This is a genomic window from Vibrio sp. 10N.222.51.C5, assembly GCF_041474575.1.
In the GTDB taxonomy this organism is placed as follows: Bacteria; Pseudomonadota; Gammaproteobacteria; order Enterobacterales; family Vibrionaceae; genus Vibrio; species Vibrio crassostreae_C.
In genome coordinates this window covers 28,172-48,577 of the sequence record NZ_JBFRUJ010000066.1, presented here as the reverse complement: position 1 = coordinate 48,577, position 20,406 = coordinate 28,172, and the positions used below count along the sequence as shown (strand labels likewise).

At 43.1% G+C, this 20,406-nt stretch carries 17 protein-coding genes; 6 read left to right on the top strand and 11 right to left on the bottom strand.

Features of this window, described 5'->3' with window-relative positions; translation table 11 throughout:
* Nucleotides 1–54 precede the first annotated feature (54 nt).
* The 3 genes from AB4558_RS19770 to AB4558_RS19760 form a co-directional block, all read right to left on the bottom strand.
* Nucleotides 55–1,401, bottom strand: a complete 1,347-nt coding sequence (locus AB4558_RS19770) for an ISNCY family transposase (RefSeq protein WP_372075048.1) — start codon at nucleotides 1,399–1,401, stop codon at nucleotides 55–57.
* A 302-nt stretch (nucleotides 1,402–1,703) separates the two neighbouring features.
* Nucleotides 1,704–2,015, bottom strand: coding sequence for a stress response translation initiation inhibitor YciH (gene yciH, locus AB4558_RS19765; protein WP_008221404.1), 312 nt, complete (start codon nucleotides 2,013–2,015; stop codon nucleotides 1,704–1,706).
* Nucleotides 2,016–2,018: 3 nt separating this feature from the next.
* Nucleotides 2,019–2,387, bottom strand: a complete 369-nt coding sequence (locus AB4558_RS19760; RefSeq protein ID WP_017060095.1) for a DUF3319 domain-containing protein — start codon at nucleotides 2,385–2,387, stop codon at nucleotides 2,019–2,021.
* Between the two features lie 100 nt (nucleotides 2,388–2,487).
* Between AB4558_RS19760 and AB4558_RS19755 the strand changes: the two genes are divergently transcribed.
* Complete coding sequence (locus AB4558_RS19755; RefSeq protein ID WP_017060094.1) at nucleotides 2,488–3,456, top strand: tyrosine-type recombinase/integrase; 969 nt, start codon at nucleotides 2,488–2,490, stop codon at nucleotides 3,454–3,456.
* A 155-nt stretch (nucleotides 3,457–3,611) separates the two neighbouring features.
* On the opposite strand, the gene AB4558_RS19750 is transcribed toward AB4558_RS19755, so the two are convergent.
* Together AB4558_RS19750 and AB4558_RS19745 are read right to left on the bottom strand one after the other, a co-directional pair.
* Nucleotides 3,612–4,607 (bottom strand): D-alanine--D-alanine ligase, encoded by a 996-nt coding sequence (locus tag AB4558_RS19750; protein WP_065584955.1) that lies wholly within the window; start codon nucleotides 4,605–4,607, stop codon nucleotides 3,612–3,614.
* Nucleotides 4,608–4,786: 179 nt separating this feature from the next.
* The gene (locus AB4558_RS19745; RefSeq protein WP_017064585.1) at nucleotides 4,787–5,350 is read right to left on the bottom strand and encodes an SPOR domain-containing protein; all 564 of its coding nucleotides are present in this window, start codon (nucleotides 5,348–5,350) and stop codon (nucleotides 4,787–4,789) included.
* 216 nt (nucleotides 5,351–5,566) lie between these two features.
* Here AB4558_RS19745 and AB4558_RS19740 point away from each other — a divergent pair, with 216 nt between their 5' ends.
* A complete protein-coding gene (locus AB4558_RS19740; protein ID WP_372159032.1) occupies nucleotides 5,567–8,248 on the top strand; it encodes a GNAT family N-acetyltransferase in 2,682 nt (893 codons plus the stop codon).
* Here AB4558_RS19740 and AB4558_RS19735 read toward each other — a convergent pair.
* Nucleotides 8,240–9,127: a LysR family transcriptional regulator gene (locus AB4558_RS19735; protein ID WP_136974592.1), complete on the bottom strand. Its 888-nt coding sequence runs from the start codon at nucleotides 9,125–9,127 to the stop codon at nucleotides 8,240–8,242. The genes AB4558_RS19740 and AB4558_RS19735 overlap by 9 nt on opposite strands.
* Nucleotides 9,128–9,351: 224 nt before the next feature.
* Between AB4558_RS19735 and AB4558_RS19730 the strand changes: the two genes are divergently transcribed.
* Entirely contained in the window at nucleotides 9,352–11,484 is a 2,133-nt protein-coding gene (locus AB4558_RS19730) for a TonB-dependent hemoglobin/transferrin/lactoferrin family receptor (RefSeq protein ID WP_372159031.1), read from the top strand.
* A 358-nt stretch (nucleotides 11,485–11,842) separates the two neighbouring features.
* Here the strand turns inward: AB4558_RS19730 and galE are convergent, their stop codons facing one another.
* From galE to AB4558_RS19710, 4 genes are all read right to left on the bottom strand, one after another.
* The gene (gene galE, locus AB4558_RS19725; RefSeq protein WP_017060088.1) at nucleotides 11,843–12,856 is read right to left on the bottom strand and encodes a UDP-glucose 4-epimerase GalE; all 1,014 of its coding nucleotides are present in this window, start codon (nucleotides 12,854–12,856) and stop codon (nucleotides 11,843–11,845) included.
* An 82-nt stretch (nucleotides 12,857–12,938) separates the two neighbouring features.
* The gene (locus tag AB4558_RS19720; protein ID WP_372159030.1) at nucleotides 12,939–14,915 is read right to left on the bottom strand and encodes a diguanylate cyclase domain-containing protein; all 1,977 of its coding nucleotides are present in this window, start codon (nucleotides 14,913–14,915) and stop codon (nucleotides 12,939–12,941) included.
* Nucleotides 14,915–15,451, bottom strand: coding sequence for a YfiR family protein (locus AB4558_RS19715; protein ID WP_372055049.1), 537 nt, complete (start codon nucleotides 15,449–15,451; stop codon nucleotides 14,915–14,917). The genes AB4558_RS19720 and AB4558_RS19715 overlap by 1 nt, the downstream gene beginning before the upstream one ends.
* A complete protein-coding gene (locus AB4558_RS19710) occupies nucleotides 15,441–15,656 on the bottom strand; it encodes a hypothetical protein (protein ID WP_017069912.1) in 216 nt (71 codons plus the stop codon). The genes AB4558_RS19715 and AB4558_RS19710 overlap by 11 nt, the downstream gene beginning before the upstream one ends.
* A gap of 170 nt (nucleotides 15,657–15,826) precedes the next feature.
* On the opposite strand from AB4558_RS19710, the gene AB4558_RS19705 reads away from it, so the two are divergent.
* The 3 genes from AB4558_RS19705 (at nucleotide 15,827) to AB4558_RS19695 (ending at nucleotide 18,401) form a co-directional block, all read left to right on the top strand.
* Nucleotides 15,827–16,570 (top strand): 5-oxoprolinase subunit PxpA, encoded by a 744-nt coding sequence (locus AB4558_RS19705; RefSeq protein WP_372073417.1) that lies wholly within the window; start codon nucleotides 15,827–15,829, stop codon nucleotides 16,568–16,570.
* 135 nt (nucleotides 16,571–16,705) lie between these two features.
* Nucleotides 16,706–17,458 carry an allophanate hydrolase subunit 1 gene (locus AB4558_RS19700; protein ID WP_372073419.1) on the top strand — a complete coding sequence of 251 codons (753 nt, stop codon included), beginning with the start codon at nucleotides 16,706–16,708 and terminating at the stop codon, nucleotides 17,456–17,458.
* Nucleotides 17,451–18,401, top strand: a complete 951-nt coding sequence (locus AB4558_RS19695) for a biotin-dependent carboxyltransferase family protein (RefSeq protein ID WP_372073421.1) — start codon at nucleotides 17,451–17,453, stop codon at nucleotides 18,399–18,401. Before AB4558_RS19700 ends, AB4558_RS19695 begins: the two co-directional genes overlap by 8 nt.
* Before the next feature lie 180 nt (nucleotides 18,402–18,581).
* Here AB4558_RS19695 and AB4558_RS19690 read toward each other — a convergent pair whose 3' ends face one another.
* Nucleotides 18,582–20,036: an FAD-dependent oxidoreductase gene (locus tag AB4558_RS19690; RefSeq protein ID WP_372159029.1), complete on the bottom strand. Its 1,455-nt coding sequence runs from the start codon at nucleotides 20,034–20,036 to the stop codon at nucleotides 18,582–18,584.
* Between the last annotated feature and the right edge of the window lie 370 nt (nucleotides 20,037–20,406).

Genomic DNA, 20,406 nt, shown 5'->3' with positions numbered 1-20,406 from the left:
TGTCAATCCCATTTTAAAATGTCCTCATTTGTCCCAAATAGAAATGTCCCCTTGTTAGGTCTTTCGACTGGAAGCTTTGAATGGTTCGGTGAGGACAGGGTTGATGGCTCGAGGGGCTGTTTGAAGGGCTCTTTGTTGTGCACGGCGCTTGGGGGCTTTCTTGCTGCGGGTTCGTTGCTGTTGTTGTTCGAATTCTTCTTGTTGTTGCTGAGCAAATTTTAAAACTTGGCCGAGGCGTTTGTTGTCGACGATTTGGGTTTGTTGAACGTGCTCGAGTTTGTCGAAGGTTTTGAATTCGAGTTTTCGATGCCCGTATTGGATGGCGATTTCACCGTTTGGGTAGTCGAGTATCTTGACGTTTTCGTACGTTAATCGGCTGTTTTCTTCAGTAGGTTCAATGAGATAAATCACTTTATCGTATTGAAATGTAAGTGACTTAGAGAGCTTACGAGTTTCTTGCCAACTGAAAATATCGTCGAGTTCTTGCTTGGACTCTCGAACCGGACGATGCATGTCTTTTGGGTATTGAGCGGGCTTAGCAAAGCGATGGTTAAAATCGGCGATGAAGTAGGGAAGCCAGGCGTTGGCTTGTTCGATGGTGTCGATACCTTGTAAGCGCATCTCTTTAACCAGTCGGTCTTGCAGCGTGAGGTTGGCTCGCTCAACGCGGCCTTTGGCTTGGGAGCTGTTGGCACAGATGAGTTCTATCGCCAGTTCTTTCAACACGCGCCCGTATTGAGTTTGGCCAACTTGTTTGTGTTTCTCCTGATTCACTCGAAAAATAGAGTGCTTGTCACTGTAAAATGCGATGGGCTTGCCGTGCTCATTGAGGTATTCACGCGTGGTCATCATGTAGTCAAACGCGGATTCTGTCTCGCTGAATCTTAGGTTCATCAGACGGCCAGTCGCATCATCAATGAACACCAATAGGCAGCATTTGTCGCTGCGGCCCTCAAACCAGTCATGATGTGAGCCATCTATCTGAATCAATTCTCCAAGACAGTCTCGACGGTAACGAGGCTGATAGACCCGAGGTTTGCGTTGTGAATGTGGAAGCCACAGTCCGTCGGCGATCATCCATTGACGGAGTGTTTCTTTAGAGACGGATAGATTGTGTCGTTCAGTCAGTTTTTCCAGAGCGAACGTTGGTGAGAAGTCAGAGTAATGCTCACGGATAAGTTTCAGTATTTCAATTCTGAAATGTTCTGAGTAGCGTCGATTACTTGGGCGTCCACGCGCTGCGTGTGTAAGACTTTGCGCGCCAAGAGAGACAAGTTGGTTTACCAAACGTCGGATATGACGCGCAGACAGGTTCAAAATGATAGCAGCGTCAACTTGGCGTAGTCGTTTTTCACGTACGTCAGTAAGTACCTTGAATCGATGAATATCTTTTTCACTCATAGTAATAAGCATCCGGATAACTCCTAAGCAGACCAATATAGGTAAGCTTAGGAGGACATTTTAAAATGGCTTAAACCGGACATTACTAAATTGCTCTAACAAATTAACTGCGTATTATGTACGTTATGTTAAATGGTGTTTGGTATTTATAAGGCAGGTATCTTTGTGCGATGCCCTGCCTTTGTATTGTGCCGATATTCTCTAATTTATACTGTGTATTTAACCATACTGGCTATTTACCATAAAATACCTAATAACCAGTGATAATAATCTTCGATTTTAACCCTGGTATTAGTTAGAGATTAACCGCCAGCAAATTTAACTTTGTAGCCTTTCTTTTCAAGGTGCGCTTTGATCTTGTCGCGCGCGTCACCTTGAATTTCGATGTTGCCATCTTTTACTGAGCCACCGCAGCCGCAAACTTTCTTGAGTTCTGCTGCCATTAGTTTTAATGGTGCGTCATCTAGGTCTAAGCCAGTTACGACAGAAACGCCTTTGCCTTTACGGCCTTTGGTTTCTTTTTGGATTCGAACGATACCATCGCCTTTAGGACGTTGGACTTTCTCTTCTTCAGGCTTAATGCGACCTGTTTCTGTTGAATATACTAGGCTCATAATTTACTTCTTTTGTTGCTCTGCTTTTTGTTTTGCGAGTAAGTAAGCTTCTATATGGCGTTGGATTGCAACCTTGCCGCCTTTGATTAAGCGACCGTTAAACATGCAATACCACGCATTAGGCTCACCGGTGTCATTCTTGATTTGGTAGCCGTTGAAGTTTTCAGTCGAGCCACCAGTTCCTCTCGACTTATTTAATGACATGAATTCTTTTGGATCAATAATAGATGCGGTATCAATCCACCAATCAATACTCTTTTTCACGGCAGCTAGGTTGCCCTGAATAACGTTGTTTTTTAACTTAGCACGCCAAACTGTGTTGTTAGCATCTATCGATTGAAGATGGACGCTTCGGTAAATTGAATTAGCCATATCTATTAATCATCTTTCTGTTTTCACTGCATTAATCATAAGTATACTAATAATGATATCAAGCATAATATGGTAAAAACACCTGTCGAGGTATGGTAATTTGAGAAAAAAAGTCCCTATTTTAACTGACTCTGTGATAATTAATTCATTTGTTGAAAAATTAAACAGCAACGCGACAATAGAAATTATAGATGAGTTGACAGGATTTCAATACTCTCGCAATTCACTGTTGGGCATTTACAGTGATTGGAATCGCTATCATGCGTTCTGTACCAAACATCGTATTAACACACTTCCCGCATCTATAACCGCTGTTCGTCGTTTTCTTGAAACGGAGTCTAACGATAGAAAATACGCATCGCTAAAACGTTACACTGCAACGCTTAGCATGTTACATACTGTGTTGAGCTTTGCTAACCCGATCAAGCACAGGCAAGTTCGCTTTACCCTACTCCACTTACAATCTCAAATGGCCGGTGACGCTAAACAAACCAATGCTATGACATCTGTGCATCTCACTGATTTGAATACGTTACTCTCCCATGAGAAAGCAAACCTGAAAGAGATCAGAGACATTGCTATTTATAACGTGATGTTCGAGTGTGCTTTAAAGCGCTCAGAGCTTAAGTTGTTATCGATGAGTGATGTTGAGTACGTTGAAGATCATTACCAAGTAACAGTCAAAGATTCGGCTTATCAGTTGTCACAAATAGCCAGTGTTGCACTTCAACGTTGGCTTTCGTTTACTGGTATACAAGATGACTTGCCAGTATTTCGTGCGATAGACAAGCATGAGAATATTGGTTTGCAGCCTTTAGATGATTCGTCCATCTATAGGATATTGAGAAGAGCTAGCGACTTACTTCAACTGCCAGAAAATCACCATTTCTCTGGAAATTCGATTCGTGTTGGTGCTGCACAAGAGTTGTCGAAACAAGGTCTTAAGGTGAGAGAGATTCAGGACTTTGGTCGTTGGCTTAGCCCGGCAATGCCAGCTCAATATGTCGGTTTCACGGGAACGGCTGATAGTGAGAAGATGAAGTTTAAGGCGTTAATACCTTGGCAATGACGGGTCGCAGATTACTTGGATATTACTATTTTGATATAAGTTATGGTTAAAACGATATTTGTAAAAACGGTTAGCGTTAAAAACAAAAAGCGCCTTGGCGAAAGCTCAAGGCACTTGTTGGTTCAGCTCTAAGTGAACGAAAACGAGTTAGAAACCTAAGAAAGGCTTGTTCTCACGCAGTTTTCTAAGAACTGGCTGAATTTGTGGCCGTCATGCTCAACCATTTTAGGGAACATGGAGATTGGCGTCATACCTGGGAAGGTGTTGACTTCGTTCAGGTAGATTTCGTTGTCTTGCGTTAAAAAGAAGTCGATACGAGACAAGTGACGAAGCTTCATCTGGGTGAAGACTTTTCGTGCGCTGTCTGCAATCAATTCACGCTGTTCGTCAGTTAAATTACTTGCTTCAACTTCAGTGATCGAGTGGCTGTCTGCACTGTACTTCTCTTCGTAAGAGTAAAATGCGCCATTCGGTGCAATCACCTCACCCGGCTTGCTGATGTGTAGCTCGCCATCGATTTCATAAGCAGCAATTTCTAGCTCTCTAGGCACCACTGATTTCTCAACCAATACTTGGTTCGAGAAAGTGAACGCCTTGTTGATAGCCTCGCTTAAATCTTCTACTTGGTTAACTTGGTAACAACCTACAGAAGAACCTTGACGAGCCGCTTTTACAAACACTTTACCCCACTTTTCAAATGCTTGAGTTGCTTGTGAGTGAGCTTGATCATTGTTGTCTGATAAGAACAGGTACGGCGTGTTTGGAATACCAAGTGCGTCGTACCAAAGCTTTGACGTGATTTTGTTAAAGCTGTTGTTGCTTGCTTCTGGACCACAACCTAGGTATGGAATTTTAGCCATTTCAAACAGTGATTGAATGTCACCTGTTTCACCTGGGAAACCGTGTATGCAAGGCACAATGAAATCGACTTTAGATGCTAAATTGTCACCGCGTAAGGTTTGGTCGTTAATATCAAGATAAACCAATTCACCTGAATCAAGACACCAGCCTTCGTTCTTAATTTCAACTCTTACAACGTTAAAATCTGCAACGCTATTAAGTTGTTCAAAAAGGTAATTGGCTGAAACTAAAGATACTTCATGCTCTGAAGATCCACCGCCGCAAAGTAGAAGGATGTTTGTGGTGTTCATGGGTAAATTCGGTCCTTGAAACTAGGAGTACTGACTTCAATGATAAACAAAAGTCGAGATAGGTACAGTGTTTTGATTGTTAAAATTGCGTTCGAAAGATCGAGCGATTAACTATTAAACAAAACAGCGAGTCTTAAAACAAAAGAAGGAGCATTTGCCCCTTCTTTATGAATCAAAACTTAGTTCAACTTGTTAAGCGTTGGGTATTCAGAGTTCTTGATGTCATCAATGCTCTTAACGAACGGCTTCAAGTTTTGGAAAGTGTTCGGCAGTGTTGAGATTGCCTTTTTAGCTTCTAAGCGTGTTGCGTAGTCACCATAAAGTACCGTGAACCACTTAGTGCCGTTAACCATTTTGTAGTTTTCCCAAACTGGTTGAGAAGTCGTAGGTAGCATTTTCACGAAAGAATCGACTTTACTTTGGCTGCCAACAGCAACAACTTGAACTGTGTAACCAAAACGCTGGTTCATGTCTTGTTGTTTCTTGGTTGGTCCTGTCACTACTGCAACTGGCTTAGCTTTAGTCGTTTGAGTGACTTTCTGTTCAACAGGTTCAGTTCTGATCACGTTGACAACGTTTTCTTCAACAACGCCTGTTTGCTCAGATTGAGATACAACTGGAGCTTCAACTTTGGCCGTCTTGTACTCTTCTTGATAACTATCTGAAGTGACATTGGTAACGTAGTCGTCAGATACACACGCAGCCAAGAGCAGTGGCAAAGTCACAATTGCAAATTTTTTCATGGAAAGCTCTATATCCTTAATAATAATTACTATAAATCATGCCGATACGTCGGTTTAGAATCAAGTTAACTTTGGGATTATACACCATTAGTGGGTGACCTATTTCACAAACTTTATGCAGTGTTTGCTTATTCATCTGAATTCGGTGAATTTGCCATCAACCTGTGAGTGCAAAGTAAGTTACGATGAACTTACGTGCATTGCTAGGATATGTCTATGAATCATCTTGATCCCCTACTTAAACCCCGTTCAATCGCTGTTGTTGGTGCTTCTCAACGAGAAACACGCGCAGGATATATTGTTATGAACAATTTGTTGCATGGGGATTTTAAAGGTGCGGTGATGCCGGTTACGCCGAAATATGATTCAGTGGCCGGTGTGCTTTCTTACAAGAACATTTTGTCGTTACCGATTGTTCCTGACCTCGCAATCTTGTGTACCAATGCGACCCATAATGTCGCTATTTTTGAAGAACTGGCTGAGAAAGGTATAGCCTCTGTCATTGTGCTTTCTTCAGACATGCAGCAAGAAAGCGATAATGGTGAGACGTATGATGAACGATGCCTAGCGATTGCCAAAAAGCACAACATTCGAGTGTTGGGTTCCAATAGTTTGGGGGTGATTGTCCCTTGGTTAAATTTGAACGCCTCATTCTCTCCAGTGACAGCATTACCCGGTAAGATCGCCTTTGTTTCTCAGTCGGCAGCTGTGTGTACCACTATTCTCGATTGGGCTAATGACAAAGAGATCGGTTTTTCGGCGTTTATCTCTATAGGCAATGGTAGCGATATCGAATTCTCGGAGTTATTGGATTATCTCAGTACCGACTCTCACACCGAAGCGATATTGCTTTATGTAGACAGCATTACTGATGCGAGGCGCTTTATTTCTGCAGCGCGTGCGGCTTCGCGTAACCGACGAATTTTGGTGTTGAAAGGCGGTCGAACGGCGAAAGGCAGAGCCGCAGCAATGGCTCACACTGGCGGTGCCGACACATTAGATATTATTTATGATTCCGCAATCCGACGCAGCGGCATGCTACGAGTTAAGAACTTACATGAACTGTTTGCTGCGGTAGAAACACTGACTCATTCAGTACCATTGCGAGGCGAGCGCTTGGCTATTGTTACTAATGGTGGCGGCCCTGCGATTATGGCTGTGGACACCCTATTTGACCGCGGTGGTAAGCTCGCAGAGTTTTCAGAAGAGACACTTGATAAGTTGAACAAGGTTTTGCCATCGAGTTGGTCTCATAGCAATCCTATCGATATTGTCGGCGACGCTGGTGATCAACGTTATATCGACACTATAAACATCTTACTCGATGGCGATGAAGCAGACGCGATTCTTATCATGCACAGCCCTTCAGCGGTCGCACATTCCGCTAAAACGGCAGAACGAATTATTGAAGCGATTAAGAAGCACCCTCGCCACAAGCGCTTTAACATCCTGACGAATTGGTCTGGTGAGCTAACAGCAAGGCCCGCACGAAAGCTGTTTACCGAAGCGGGTTTCCCAACTTATCGGACCCCTGAAAGCTCTGTGGTCGCATTCATGCACTTAGTCGAGTACAGACGTAACCAACGTCAGTTAATGGAAACGCCGACCACTGCAGAAAAAGTACACATTGAAGATCTAGCAGATGCGAAAGGTTGGATAGAAAGAAAATTACTGGATAAAGACACAGTTAGCCTTGATACTCACCAAAACAGTCAGTTTTTCAAGAGCTTCAACCTCGATGTGTTACCAACTTGGATCGCTTCTGACCCAAGTGAAGCGGTACACATCGCTGAAACGATCGGTTATCCCGTCGCAGTAAAATTACGTTCGCCGGATATTGCACATAAGTCAGACGTACAAGGCGTGATGCTCAATTTGCGAAACAGCAGTGAAGTTGCCAATGCGGCTCAGGCAATTCTCGATCGTTCTCAATTATCCTTCCCTACAGCAAACATCCACGGCTTGTTAATTCAAGGTATGGCTAAGCTCGCGGGCGGCCAAGAGTTGCGTATTAAGGTTACAACAGACGAAACCTTCGGCCCAATCATATTACTTGGACAAGGTGGTTCGGAGTGGGATGAGTCGATTGATGCCGCAGCTGCTTTTCCACCGCTCAACATGACACTGGCGCGTTACTTGATTATTCGAGCGATAAAAAGCGGCAAGATTCGTCTACAAAAACTCCCTAACCCCATCGATATAGAAGGTTTGTCTGAGTTATTGGTACGTATATCGCAAATGGTAGTGGATTGCCCTGAAATACATGATTTGGATATCCATCCAGTACTGGCCAATGGTGACAAGTTCACGATATTAGATGCCGATATCATCTTGAAAGCGTACGAAGGCGATCCACAGGAACGTCTTGCGATTCGCCCTTATCCGGTCGAGCTTGAAGAACGTATCCAGCTAAAAGATGGAACCGAAGTGTTGTTACGCCCTATTCTTCCCGAAGATGAACCGCTTCATGCTGACTTCATTAACCGTGTGTCTAAGGAAGATCTCTATAAGCGTTTCTTTAGTGATGTCGGTGAATTCAATCATGAGGCGTTGGCGAATTTCACTCAGATTGATTTCGATAGAGAAATCGCCTTTGTGGTCGTTCGCGAGGAACAAGGCGTTCCAGCGATCATCGGCGTGTCCCGTGCACTGATTAACCCTGAGAACACAAACGCCGAATTCGCAATATTGATTCGTTCTGACCTTAAAGGTGTTGGTCTAGGTCGCATTCTTATGACCAAGGTTATCGATTACTGCCGTGCGAAGCAGACCAAGCAGATGTCGGGTATGACGATGCCAACCAATAGAGGGATGCTGACACTAGCTCAAAAGCTCGGTTTTAAGCTAGATATCAGTTTTGAAGATGGTACTGCAGATATGGTGTTACCGTTACTTTAACGCCCATGTCTTTTTAAGATGTTGGATACACCAAGACTTGGCGTCGCCCATTTTGTTGCGTCGCCAAGCCATAACAATATCGATCGGTTGTGGTTCTGTACCGGAGATCTGCTGTAGTACGCCAGATTCAATCAAAGGTTTAGCGACACTATTCGGTAAGGTGCCAATCCCTAGTCCTGATGTCAAAGCCTCTACTTTCGCAGGAAAGCTTGTCACGGTTAAACGTGGCTGTTTCTCTAGAATATTGATGCTTAGTGCTGGCTGATCGCGTGCGGTGTCTGCAATGGCAATAACCCTGTAACTTTCTCTCGCCTTCTGATCGAATTCACCAGAACGCTTGTGAACATAGTGGCTTGATGCCGCGACCCACACCATCTCCATTTTACCAATTACGTCACTTTTCATATCGTTTGGAATTGTATCGAGCTTAGGGCATATCAATAAGTCAGCACGACCATCTGTGAGAGATTCCCAACAACCCGCTAAGATTTCCTCTTGCAAACGAACGCGTGTTTTACTGATTTTTCCTAGTTCATCTACCAGTGGGAAAAAGTTAGCAATCGGGATAATGCCATCAAAGGCGATGGTCAAATCGAGCTCCCAACCATTGGCTAGAATGCTTGCCTCGTTAACAAGACGTTCTGTAGCTCCAAGAATGATTCTACCTTGCTCAAGTATCAACTGACCCGCTTCCGTGAAATTTGCACGGTGGCCTGAGCGGTCAAAAATCATGATGTCTAGATCTTGTTCAAGCTTCTGTATTTGATAGCTGAGTGATGAAGGCGCTCTGTCCATTTCATTGGCCGCGGCGGCGAAACTTCCACGTCGGTCGATGGCGTCTAGGATGTGTAACGCTTCAAGTGTTATTGGACTATGCATAGCTTTCCTACTTTATAAATGAGACTTGAATCACAAAAACAGAAGCATTCAGACTGTGAATGGAACTGTAAAAGTCTTGTTAATACAGATATTTAAGAGTATTAATTATGAGTTAGTTGATAAAATTGAAAATTATTTAAATGCAAATAATAGTAATTATCATTTAGATCCAATATTATATTTCGCAAATCAAGATAATACTATGGAACTAAGGTAACTATCAGATGTATAAGCAATCCCTGCTCTCTGCTTCAATCGTTTTAGCGCTTTCATCAACATCAGCCTTTGCTGAAGATTATGCCCTATTTGACGAGGTTGTTGTATCTTCGACTCGTACTAATCAACAACTTGAAGATGTTGCTGCGTCGGTAACTGTGATTAACGATAAAGATATCGAAAAAAACATGGTTACGGATGTAGAAGACTTATTTAAGTACACACCAGGTGTCACGGTGACTACGAATTCTCGCCAAGGGATTCAAGGTATTAACATTCGTGGTATGGAAGGTAACCGAGTAAAGGTTATCGTTGATGGAGTATCACAAACTAGCCAATTTACTCCAAGTGGTACTCAGTCATATAACTTCATTAACTCTTCACGCATTGATGTCGATACGGATATGTTGAAGTCTGTCGAGATTGTTAAAGGTGCGGCTTCTTCTCTGTATGGTTCTGACGCGATTGGTGGTATTGCTGCGTTCGAAACAAAAGACCCGAGTGACTTTTTAAAAGACAAAGACTTCGGTGGCCACGCGAAGTTCAACTACTCTTCATCTGATAATACCTTTAGCGAATCGGTTGCTTTAGCAAATCGTATTGGCGACCTAGAAACGTTAGTTGCTTATACTCGCAGAGACGGTGAGCAAACTGATAACTTTGGTACACCTGATGAGCAAGATACTCAGAACAACAACTTGTTGATTAAGCTTCAGTACCAATTAAACGAACAACACCGTTTAGAGTTTTCTGGTAACTTCATTGAGAATTCTGGTGATACCGATTTAAATAGTGCAAGTTACACCGACTACACTGGCGAAGACACAACTAGCCAACAGCAAATCGGTATCAAACATATTTGGGATGCTGACCTAGCGTTTGCAGATACTATTACTTGGCAAGCTGACTGGCTGAGCAAAGAAGAGAATGGCGTAACTAATCGTACTTCTAATGGCGGTATGTTCCTACCTCCGGCAGGTAATGTTCAGAAAAAGGACTATATCTACGAGGATGAAGGTTATCAATTTGATGTGCAATTCGATAAGTTCTTCATGACGGGTAATGTAGAAAACTACTTTATCTATGGCGCTTCATATTCGGACAAAGACATTAAAAACGTTAATAACGAATATAACTCCATCAGCGCAGACCAAGTTATTTTCTACATCCCTGCCGCATCTGAAAGAAAATATGGATTCTTTGCTCAAAATGAAATGACGATCGGAAATTGGATGATTACTCCGGGTGTTCGTTTTGATGGTTTTGAAACTGATCCAGGTGATACAAGTCAAAACCCAAGTGGTAACCCAGAAGAGTCTTATGCAAAATATTCAGACTCAGCTGTTACCGGACGTTTGGGTACAACTTACACGCTTAATGATGAAAATAAGATCTTCGGTCAAATCAGCCAAGGCTTTAGAGCTCCTGATTTCCAAGAGCTTTACTACTCATTTGGTAATCCTGCTCACGGTTATTTGAATGCCCCTAACCCTGACTTAGAAGCTGAAGAAAGTATTTCATACGAGTTAGGTTGGCGTCATAACACAAATTATTCATCAAGCGAAATCGCTATCTTCTACAGCGATTATGATAACTTTATTGATAACGTAGCAGTTAGTGGCTCAGCCACTCCGGCCGATCCAACAATATATCAGAATGTAAACATTGATGAAGCCGTAATTAAAGGTATCGAAGCGTCAAATACACAGTCTTGGAATAGCTTCATGCCAGTGAAAGGTGTTAGTACTCGTGTTTCTGCAACGTATACTGAAGGTGAAGATGGCGAAGGTAATCCTCTTAACAGTGTAAACCCTTGGAACGCTGTCGTTGGTTTTAACTATGATGCTCCTTCAGCACTATGGGGTACATCACTTAACATAAGCTACACAGCAGGTAAGAAGTCTAGTGATATCAACAGCGATGGTTTGAATGATGAAATTCTACCAATTGATTCAGCAACTGTAGTTGACCTAACAGCATACTACTTGCCGATGAAGGATCTTACGCTTAGAGCAGGTCTCTTCAACGTTACGGATGAAGAGTACTACTCGTGGAATGACGTTCGTGGATTCTCACAAGAAGATAAAGATTACACGCAAGCAGGTCGTAACTGGTCAATTACAGCTAAATACGAATTCTAACTCGTTAGAAAACTTAACGACAGAATCTGATACAGCAGAAACTAAAAAGCCAGCTTAATTGCTGGCTTTTAATTTATTTCACTAAAAAATTGTATAAAAAAGGTAATAAGTGAAATTACTTCTCTGCCATCTCTTTTTTAACCATTACTGCAGCAGCAACGATGAAAGTGATGATTAGGCCTAGTTCCATGATTAACTCCAAAGAAAATTAACATTAAACATATAATTCGCGAGCATAATAACACAGCGGATACAGAATGATACTTTTTAACCACTAATTTACTTTTTATTCGATTAAGATCAAAAAAGATGCCCGAAAGCATCTTTTAATTTTTGAATCATTCACGAAACCACTAGGTTAACCAGGGAATCCATTCGGGTTTGTTGACTGCCAGCGCCATGTATCTTCGGTCATTTCAGCCAATGTGCGGCTTGCATTCCAGCCCAGTTCTTTCTGAGCTTTAGCTGGATCTGCCCAACACTCTGCGATGTCACCAGGACGGCGTTCAACTAGCTTGTAAGGGATCTCTTTACCGCTTGCTTGTTCGAATGCTTTAACCATGTCTAACACACTTGAACCGTTACCCGTACCAAGGTTGTAGATATGAAGACCGTCTTTGCACCCTACTTTCTCAAGCGCTGCGATGTGGCCATCAGACAGATCCATTACGTGGATGTAATCGCGAACGCCAGTCCCGTCTTTTGTTGGATAATCGCTACCAAATACAGATAGGAATTCACGGCGGCCCACTGCTACTTGAGAGACAAATGGCATTAGGTTATTTGGGATACCTTGCGGGTCTTCACCTAGCTCACCACTTGGATGTGAACCTACAGGGTTAAAGTAACGCAGCAGTGTAATGCTCCAATCAGGATTGGCTTTTTGGAAATCGGTTAAACACTCTTCAACCATTAGTTTACTACGACCATATGGGTTGGTAGCGCTTGTTGGGAAGTCTTCAGTAATTGGCACACTTGCAGGATCACCGTATACCGTTGCTGAAGAGCTAAATACCAAGGTTTTTACACCCGCATCACGCATTGCATCAACAAGAACTAAAGTGCCGTTTACGTTGTTGTCGTAGTATTCAAGAGGCTTTTCCACAGACTCTCCGACGGCTTTCAGACCAGCAAAATGGATAACCGCTTCGATGTTGTGTTGCTTCATAGTTTCAGTCAAAAGCGCTTTATCACGAACGTCACCTTCAATGAAGTTGGGACGAACGCCCGAGACTTTTTCGATGCGCTCTAGAACGCTTGGTTTACTGTTGTACAAGCTATCAAAAAGTACAGGTGTCATACCTGCGTTGATCATCTGGATACTTGTATGGCTACCAATGTAACCCATGCCACCTGTAACTAAAACATTCATGCTTAGCAGACCTTTTAATTAAAAATATTCAACCTATCACTTATGATACAACAACTTAGGGTGAGCTCACAAACACCGGTGCCTATTTACCCTCACGAGCGAACACAAACTGACCTTTTCCTTTGCGTTTCGCTTGGTACATCGCCTCATCGGCAACCTTTAGGATCACGTCTATATCACGCTCTGAACCATCAACTAAGTGTATGCCCAAGCTCGCTCCAACATGAAGCGAGCGCTGTTTATGGGTCACTTCTTGCCCGATCAGCTCCAACAGTCGCTCCGCTAACTTTGCTAACAAGACTTTGTTGGTTTGTTTAATAATAAGAACAAATTCATCACCAGACAAACGTGCTACCAAATCTCCTGCACGAACTTGAGATAACAACCGGCTCGATACTGCTTTGAGGATTTCGTCGCCCGCATCGTGTCCATAGTTATCATTAACGTGTTTAAAGCCATCGAGATCCAAATAGATAACCGCGAAGTGTTGATTAGAATAATGGCTAGACGTGACTACATCATCCATCACTTTATACAGCTGAGCTCTGTTGGCCAAACCCGTTAATGCGTCGTGATGAGCCAAGTGTTCGAGCCTTTCCATCTCTTTAACGTTGGATAAATCAGACAGCGTTAATACCATATCAAACTCGTCTTTCTCGTTGTCTGAGGCAATTCGATTCACTTTGACAAACATTGGAACTAACGTGCCGGACGCGCTTTTCTCCCACACTTCGCCTTGCCATTGACCATAGTTGTCTAACGAACTGCGAATTGTCGGCATCAATGATGAAAATTGCTGCCACGAAAATACTTCAAATGGTGTTTTGCCCACCAGCAGATCAGAGTGATAACCGAGAAGTTGTGTGATCGCCGGGTTAACCATGGTTATCACATTGGATGAGTTGAGCACGATCAAGCCGTCTTTACTGTTTTCGAAAACACCCGCAGCAATACGTTGGCGACTCATGGCCGTTTCTATGTCGGTGACATCTTGGATTGCATAAAGAATACGACCATGTTTTGTCAAAGAACGACTGCTCACACGGAGCCAGCGTTTTGATTGAAAGAGATCGGTGGTTTCCAGCAATTCGTCATTAAGTTCAATATTGGCATCAATAACATCTTGTAAGTAACCCGTTTGCTTGGTCGCGATCAACTCTTGGATCAACAAATTCTCAAGAAAGGCTTCCGAGCATTTAAAAATATCCCGAGTAGCTGCGTTCGCATGAAGAATGAGCCCTTTTTCATCCACCACCAACAAAGAGTGCTGAACGGTTTCAATGACCTCATTTGCGAATGATTTTTCTTCTTGTAACTTGTCTAACGTAAAATTGATTTGGTTATCGCGATGTTGAAGCCTTTCTAACATGGTATTGAAAGCTCGAACCAGATCGCCGATTTCATCGCGGTTCGTTACGACTAATTTAGGCTGCTTCGAACGACGCTCAACAAAGGCTTGCATCGCCTCATTGAGGTCAAACATCGGTTCGATAATCAAGCGTTGCACCAATTTGACCACTACTCCGCCTAACATCACCAGAAACAACAGGTAGACGACCGCAACCTTGAAAATATTCGTTAAGATCGAATTAAACGTCTCTTTCGATATTGTTACTCTCAAGTTCGCGATCACTGCGCCATCCAGTGTCACTGGAACGAGCAAGAAGATGAAATGCTCAGAGATGGCAAATTGATGATCGGCGATATCGTCTAATTCTTCTGCGTTTGGCCTTGGAACCAGAGTGTTGCTCACCTGATAGCTGGCAAAAAGCTGTTCGTTGATGTCATAGAGCTTCACTCTAACAATATCTTTATCTGCGACGAAAGCTGACAATATTTCCTGAGCCGATGACTTGTCTTCAAATAAAATCGCGGCTTGCAAGTTATAAGCAACACCTTGTGCTAGCACTTTAACACGCTGAATAAGACTCTCTTTCTCTCTCTCAAACGTGACAGTGTAATTTACCGATTGGATCGTTACAAAAGTGACTGCGATGAAGATGATAATGGGTAATATCAGCTTGTTTTTAATCGATATGTTATTAATGAAAGACAACATTATTGGCCCTCCACTATAGCGATTCGTAACAGGTTCGAGCCAATGACGTAGTCACCGCGCCTTGCGTTCTCTAGATTGATCTTAGGTTTGAGCTTATTATCGATGTGCGTGAGTTCAATGATTCCACCTAAGTCCGTAAAGTTAGGGATATCACTGATTGTCACAGTATGTGGCGAGTGCTCTTGACTAAGAAATTGGTCATTTTTACGGTCAGACAAATACGTAATATCACACTTAGAAGTAATCGACTGTTGAACTCGGATAGCGAGCGAACGAATAGATTTCCCCTCGGTAATTGACGTTAGCACTTGGCTTACCTTTTCATCGCCAATCACACAAAAGTTCACAGCGTTCATTGAGCTTTCATCATTCCAACGTATAAAATTCGCAATTCTAAAAAGGTACACCGCTTTCACTTCATAAGGTTTGAAACTAGCCGCCGATGTATTCAAAGGCACAATAAACATAGCTATAGTGGCAAGGCTGAGTTTCGTAAAACCGAGCTTAATACGGTACTTGAGCCACTTAGAATTCATGAGAGATCCTCACATATACGGACTCTTGGTTGACACAAATCTCGGTAAGTTTTTGTGTCACTTTCGAAGCCGTTTCCATTTCAACATCTAACATAGACAACTCTTCAAGGCTCATCGACATGAGTTGGTCTAAAGAGTTTTCTTGAGCAGCTACAAAAACAGGTGTCGTTAATGCTAGTCCTAAGCAAACCTGGCGGGATATCATGTGCTCACCTAATATACAGATAGATATTAATCCTTTAATCAATAGTTCAACTATATACAAAATACCATACTGGTAAATCTACGGTGTCGAAAGTTTGAGTTAGGTCACTGTTTATTTATGGTATTTATAAGACCGTCATTACTTACCTAAACGTAAAGGATTAGCACCACGTGACAACGAAGATTTTGCTTAATTGCGACATGGGAGAAAGTTTCGGCAATTGGAAGATGGGCGATGACGAGTCGGTCATGGAATGGGTCGATATGGCAAACATCGCTTGTGGCTTTCACGCGTCTGATCCGCACGTTATGTCCAAAACCATAAAACTGGCGCAGCACTATCACACCCAAATTGGTGCTCACCCTGGTTATCAAGATTTGGTTGGGTTTGGTCGCCGTTCTATTCCTCATACTATGGACGAGATCAGTGAACTAGTTTGTTATCAAGTCGGTGCACTACAAGCCCTTTGCCGATATCACCATGCATCTGTTGGCTATGTGAAACCTCATGGCGCCCTTTACAACGATATGATGGCGAACATTGATGTGTTTAATGCGGTAGCCCAAGCCGTCGCTGAATTTAACATCCCCTTAATGATTCTCTCTTCATCAGACAATCAACAGTATTTGGATATTGCTGACGATCATGACTTGCCTCTCTTGTTTGAAGCGTTTGCCGACCGTGCTTATTTAAATAACGGACAATTAGCGCCACGTACTCAAAAAGGCTCGGTTTACGTCAATCAAGACGATATCTATAACCAAGTTATGCAAATCATTAACTATGGCTCGGTTACGACTTTAGAGGGCGAAAGACTGCCTATTGAAGCCGATACTATCTGTGTTCATGGTGATAACCCTCAATCCATCGCATTAATTAGAAAAATCAGACAAGACCTCAACGCTTTTAATTAGTATGAAGCGTGTGATTGGTATGACGCATGGTCTAATCGCTCGTGAGATCTAATTGACTTGTATTGGCTTGGACACGGAAGTGAGACGCGCCAAGTAAGCTAATAAAAGGCAAAATAACAAACGTATGGAAACGAAATGACGACGAATCAGATTGAATTCAATATAGCGCCAGTCGCGGAATGCAGCGTTTTAGTCACCTTGACGCTATCGCCTTCAAATAATCAATCTAGCGCCGAATATGCGCAGTACATGGCTCACTTTTCCGATGCCATTCGCCAAAATTTGGCATCGGTGTTGATGAATGTGACGCCGGCTTACCAAACAATATTGGTCGACTACCTCCCTTATCGAATATCAGAACAGCAGCTCATTGAACAGCTCAATAATTTGATGAGTCATGCTCTGTCGTCCTTTTCTAGTGTTAGTAAAACTCGCGATACGATTGAGCTTCCTGCCTATTACTCACCAGAAACGGCGCTCGATTTAGACCGATATCAAAACAAAGGCCTGTCGCTCGACCAAATAATTCAACATCACACCTCACAGACATACAGCGTCAGTGCGATTGGGTTTACGCCTGGCTTTGCCTTTATGTCGGATGTGGTTAATGAGCTTGCCTTGCCCCGTCACTCCACACCCCGCTTAATTGTGCCCAAAGGCAGTATCGCCATCGCGGATACGAAAACAGCTGTGTACCCTTCGGATTCACCGGGCGGTTGGAATATTATTGGCAATTGCCCACTTCCGTTGTTCGATCATAGCAAGTTGAAGAACGCCGATATCACGCAAAGACCACTGTCTCTGCTTAATGTTGGTGATACCGTCCGTTTCATAGCGATTTCAAAAAAAGAATTTGTAGAGTTGGGTGGAGGCATCGTAAATGGCTAAGACAAAAACTAAACCAACACTGACAGTGATTAAGCCCGGCCCGTTGAGTTTGATTCAAGACTTTGGGCGATTTGGTGTTGCTCATCTTGGATTAACGCAAGGTGGACCGGTTGATGACTACTCTTATAGCTGGGCTAACCATCTATTGGGCAACCCAGTCAACCAAGCGGCGTTGGAAATCACGCTTGGGCAATGTGCGTTGAGAATCGATTTTGATTGCGAGATGGCACTATGCGGGGGTGATTTACAAGCGAAACTCGATGGTAAACCACAGGCTAACTGGAGCACTTTTCAAGCTTTTAAGGGGCAAGTTCTCTCATTTGGTTTGCCTAAAAATGGTCTAAGGGCGTATTTAGCCATTAAGGGCGGTTTCGATGTTCCATCAACTCTTGATAGCTGCTCTACAGTCACTCGTGAAAAGATTGGTGGATTAACGCAAGATGGCGAGCCATGCCAGCAAGGGCAACAAATCGCTTTTACCCAACACCAACTCTCTCATCCATTTAAAGCGTTGAGTGTTACCTTCCGATACACGCCTGATTACAATCTACCCGTGAACCTACGAGTGATTGAAGGCTATCAAAGCGAGCTATTCTCCGAGTCAGCAAGAGAGATTTTGTATAACGCGCAGTATCACGTTGACCAAAACTCTAATCGGATGGGTTATCGACTCAGTGGCGAGCCCGTAGACTCGCCTGACATTTCGCTATTGTCAGAAGGCATTGCCCTAGGTGCGATTCAAATTCCACAAGATGGACAGCCTATCGTGCTGCTTAATGATAGACAGACCTTAGGTGGTTATCCGAAGATAGGATGTGTCGCCAGAATCGATTTACCACGCTTGGCGCAAGCAAAACCTGGACATGCGATATCGTTCAGCAAGGGCGATCGCTTGGGCTTACAAGATGTTTGGTGCCAATGGGCTCAGTTTTTCGGCTATTAGTTTTTGCGATGTGTTATGTGCTAAATGCTATGTAGCTGAGAATAATCAACTAGGAAGATTTCATTTAGATGAGGTTCGGTATCTAAGCAGATGTTGAAATGAAGATTCGGCTTACCTATTACAGTAAGCCGAATTGAAGAAATTAAACGCAGTCGATGATGATAGACTAATTATAGGCTATTAAGCGTGATCTTGACCTGACACCTTGGCAAGCGCTTCTGGGTATCCACGTTCTTGTGTCAAATCTATCGCTCTGTTTTCAATATCATTTAGATTAAGTGACATTGTCACTGAGTGTGTGTCTTCAATAGATGCCGCCTCTGATACATCAAACCATTGCTCAGCGACCTTTTGTGCCGCTTCTAATGTTGAAGAAGCTTTTACTACTTCAAGTCGAGCATAGCGATCCCCACAGAATGAAACGTCTGAAGCTCTTAAGCTTGGATCGGTTCCCGGAATCTGTTGTGCACCAAACAAAGGTTTACCACCGACCAATGCAGAACTGAAACTTGGGATGAACTGAGACATATGCGTTATTGCCGCGCGAGTTCTTAATTCAAGCTGATCTTCACTCCAACCCGATACGATTTTCTTAAGCAGCTTCGAAGGCAACTGTGGCTGTGACGAGTCTGTTGACGATGAAACAAGCCCCCCCTCAAACAGAGTAATCCCTTCTGTCATGCCGTGAAGTTGGAACACACCATCAGCATACGGCGTTAATTGCGCCATGCCTTGCGGTGTGCCTCTCGGGCCATGGAAGATAACTTCTGGCCACTCTTCCTTACATTCTTGCGAATATGGCCACTCTGTAACGTATGCAGCTTTAAACTCAACAAGTCTTTGCTGCTTAGAGCCAACAAAGTCATCTACGATACCCGTTTCAAACCCACTCGCATTAATCAAGTAATCGGTCGTTAGTTGGCAGCTTTGGTTTTCGGCATCGGTATAAGCCAAAGACCAACCTTGACCTGTCGACTCAACAGAATGTAATCGGCTGTTGGTTAACACAGTACAGTTAGCTTGTTGCCCCAAAGAGAGTTGAGCGGTCGCAGAAAGTCGGAATACGCTCCAGCCATACTCTTGGACCATCGCAACAGGATACTTTAGGGTCTCTAAATCCGTATGCTTGGCGAAAGGAATACACCAATCATCAAGCGATGTTGGTTTCAGAGGCTGTGTTTTCGCAGAAAGTGCTAATAAATCTTCTTTGCTGTACAGCTTATAATACTCTTCCGGATCACCGAGCACTTGGTTGCTTTTATCTTGTTTAACAAGATCGGCATAAGCGCTTTTGATTATCTTGAGACGAGGAAGCAGATCCAACGGCTCTCCACCATCACTGTGCGGAACGGCGATGATTGTCGGACGAATATTGATCGTATGAGGAAATAAGCGGACGGTATCAATTGACTGCGTGAGCAACTGAAGACACTGCTCTACAGAAATATCTCGATACAAATTGCCGCCAGCGTGCAGGTGGCAAATTGGTGGACCATTAACCAAACTCGGCCCTTTTTCTAAGATAGTGACCTTAAAACCCAACTCACTAAAGTGAATCGCGCTCGTTGTTCCGGCAATACCACCACCAACAATGGCAATAGAAGGTTGATTTGTATCCGTTTTGTTGTGGTTCATCGTGTTCTGTAGAATAAGATTAACTGCCTCTATTCTACTTTTGTTCTGCGATGAATTAAAACACATTTTTATCAAGGTCTTAGATAGGCGGGATTTAATATCTATGTAAAAAACATAAATAATCTCTTGACTCAATAACTCCAGATAGGGTTTTAAAGGTTATTCTAACAGTCAAATTTGTCCTAAGTGACGCCACATAAAGGCTGCCTCAGTACTCTTAAAACATAGCGGTTAACTTATCCCTAAAGTTATCCACCGTTTTTGTGGATAACTGTTGATAACGTTCTTGCTAAGTTGCGCAAACCCTTTGTTTACAGGGACTAACCGCTGTTCATTAAATCGGCATTATTGGGTAATTAGTTTTAAAAAA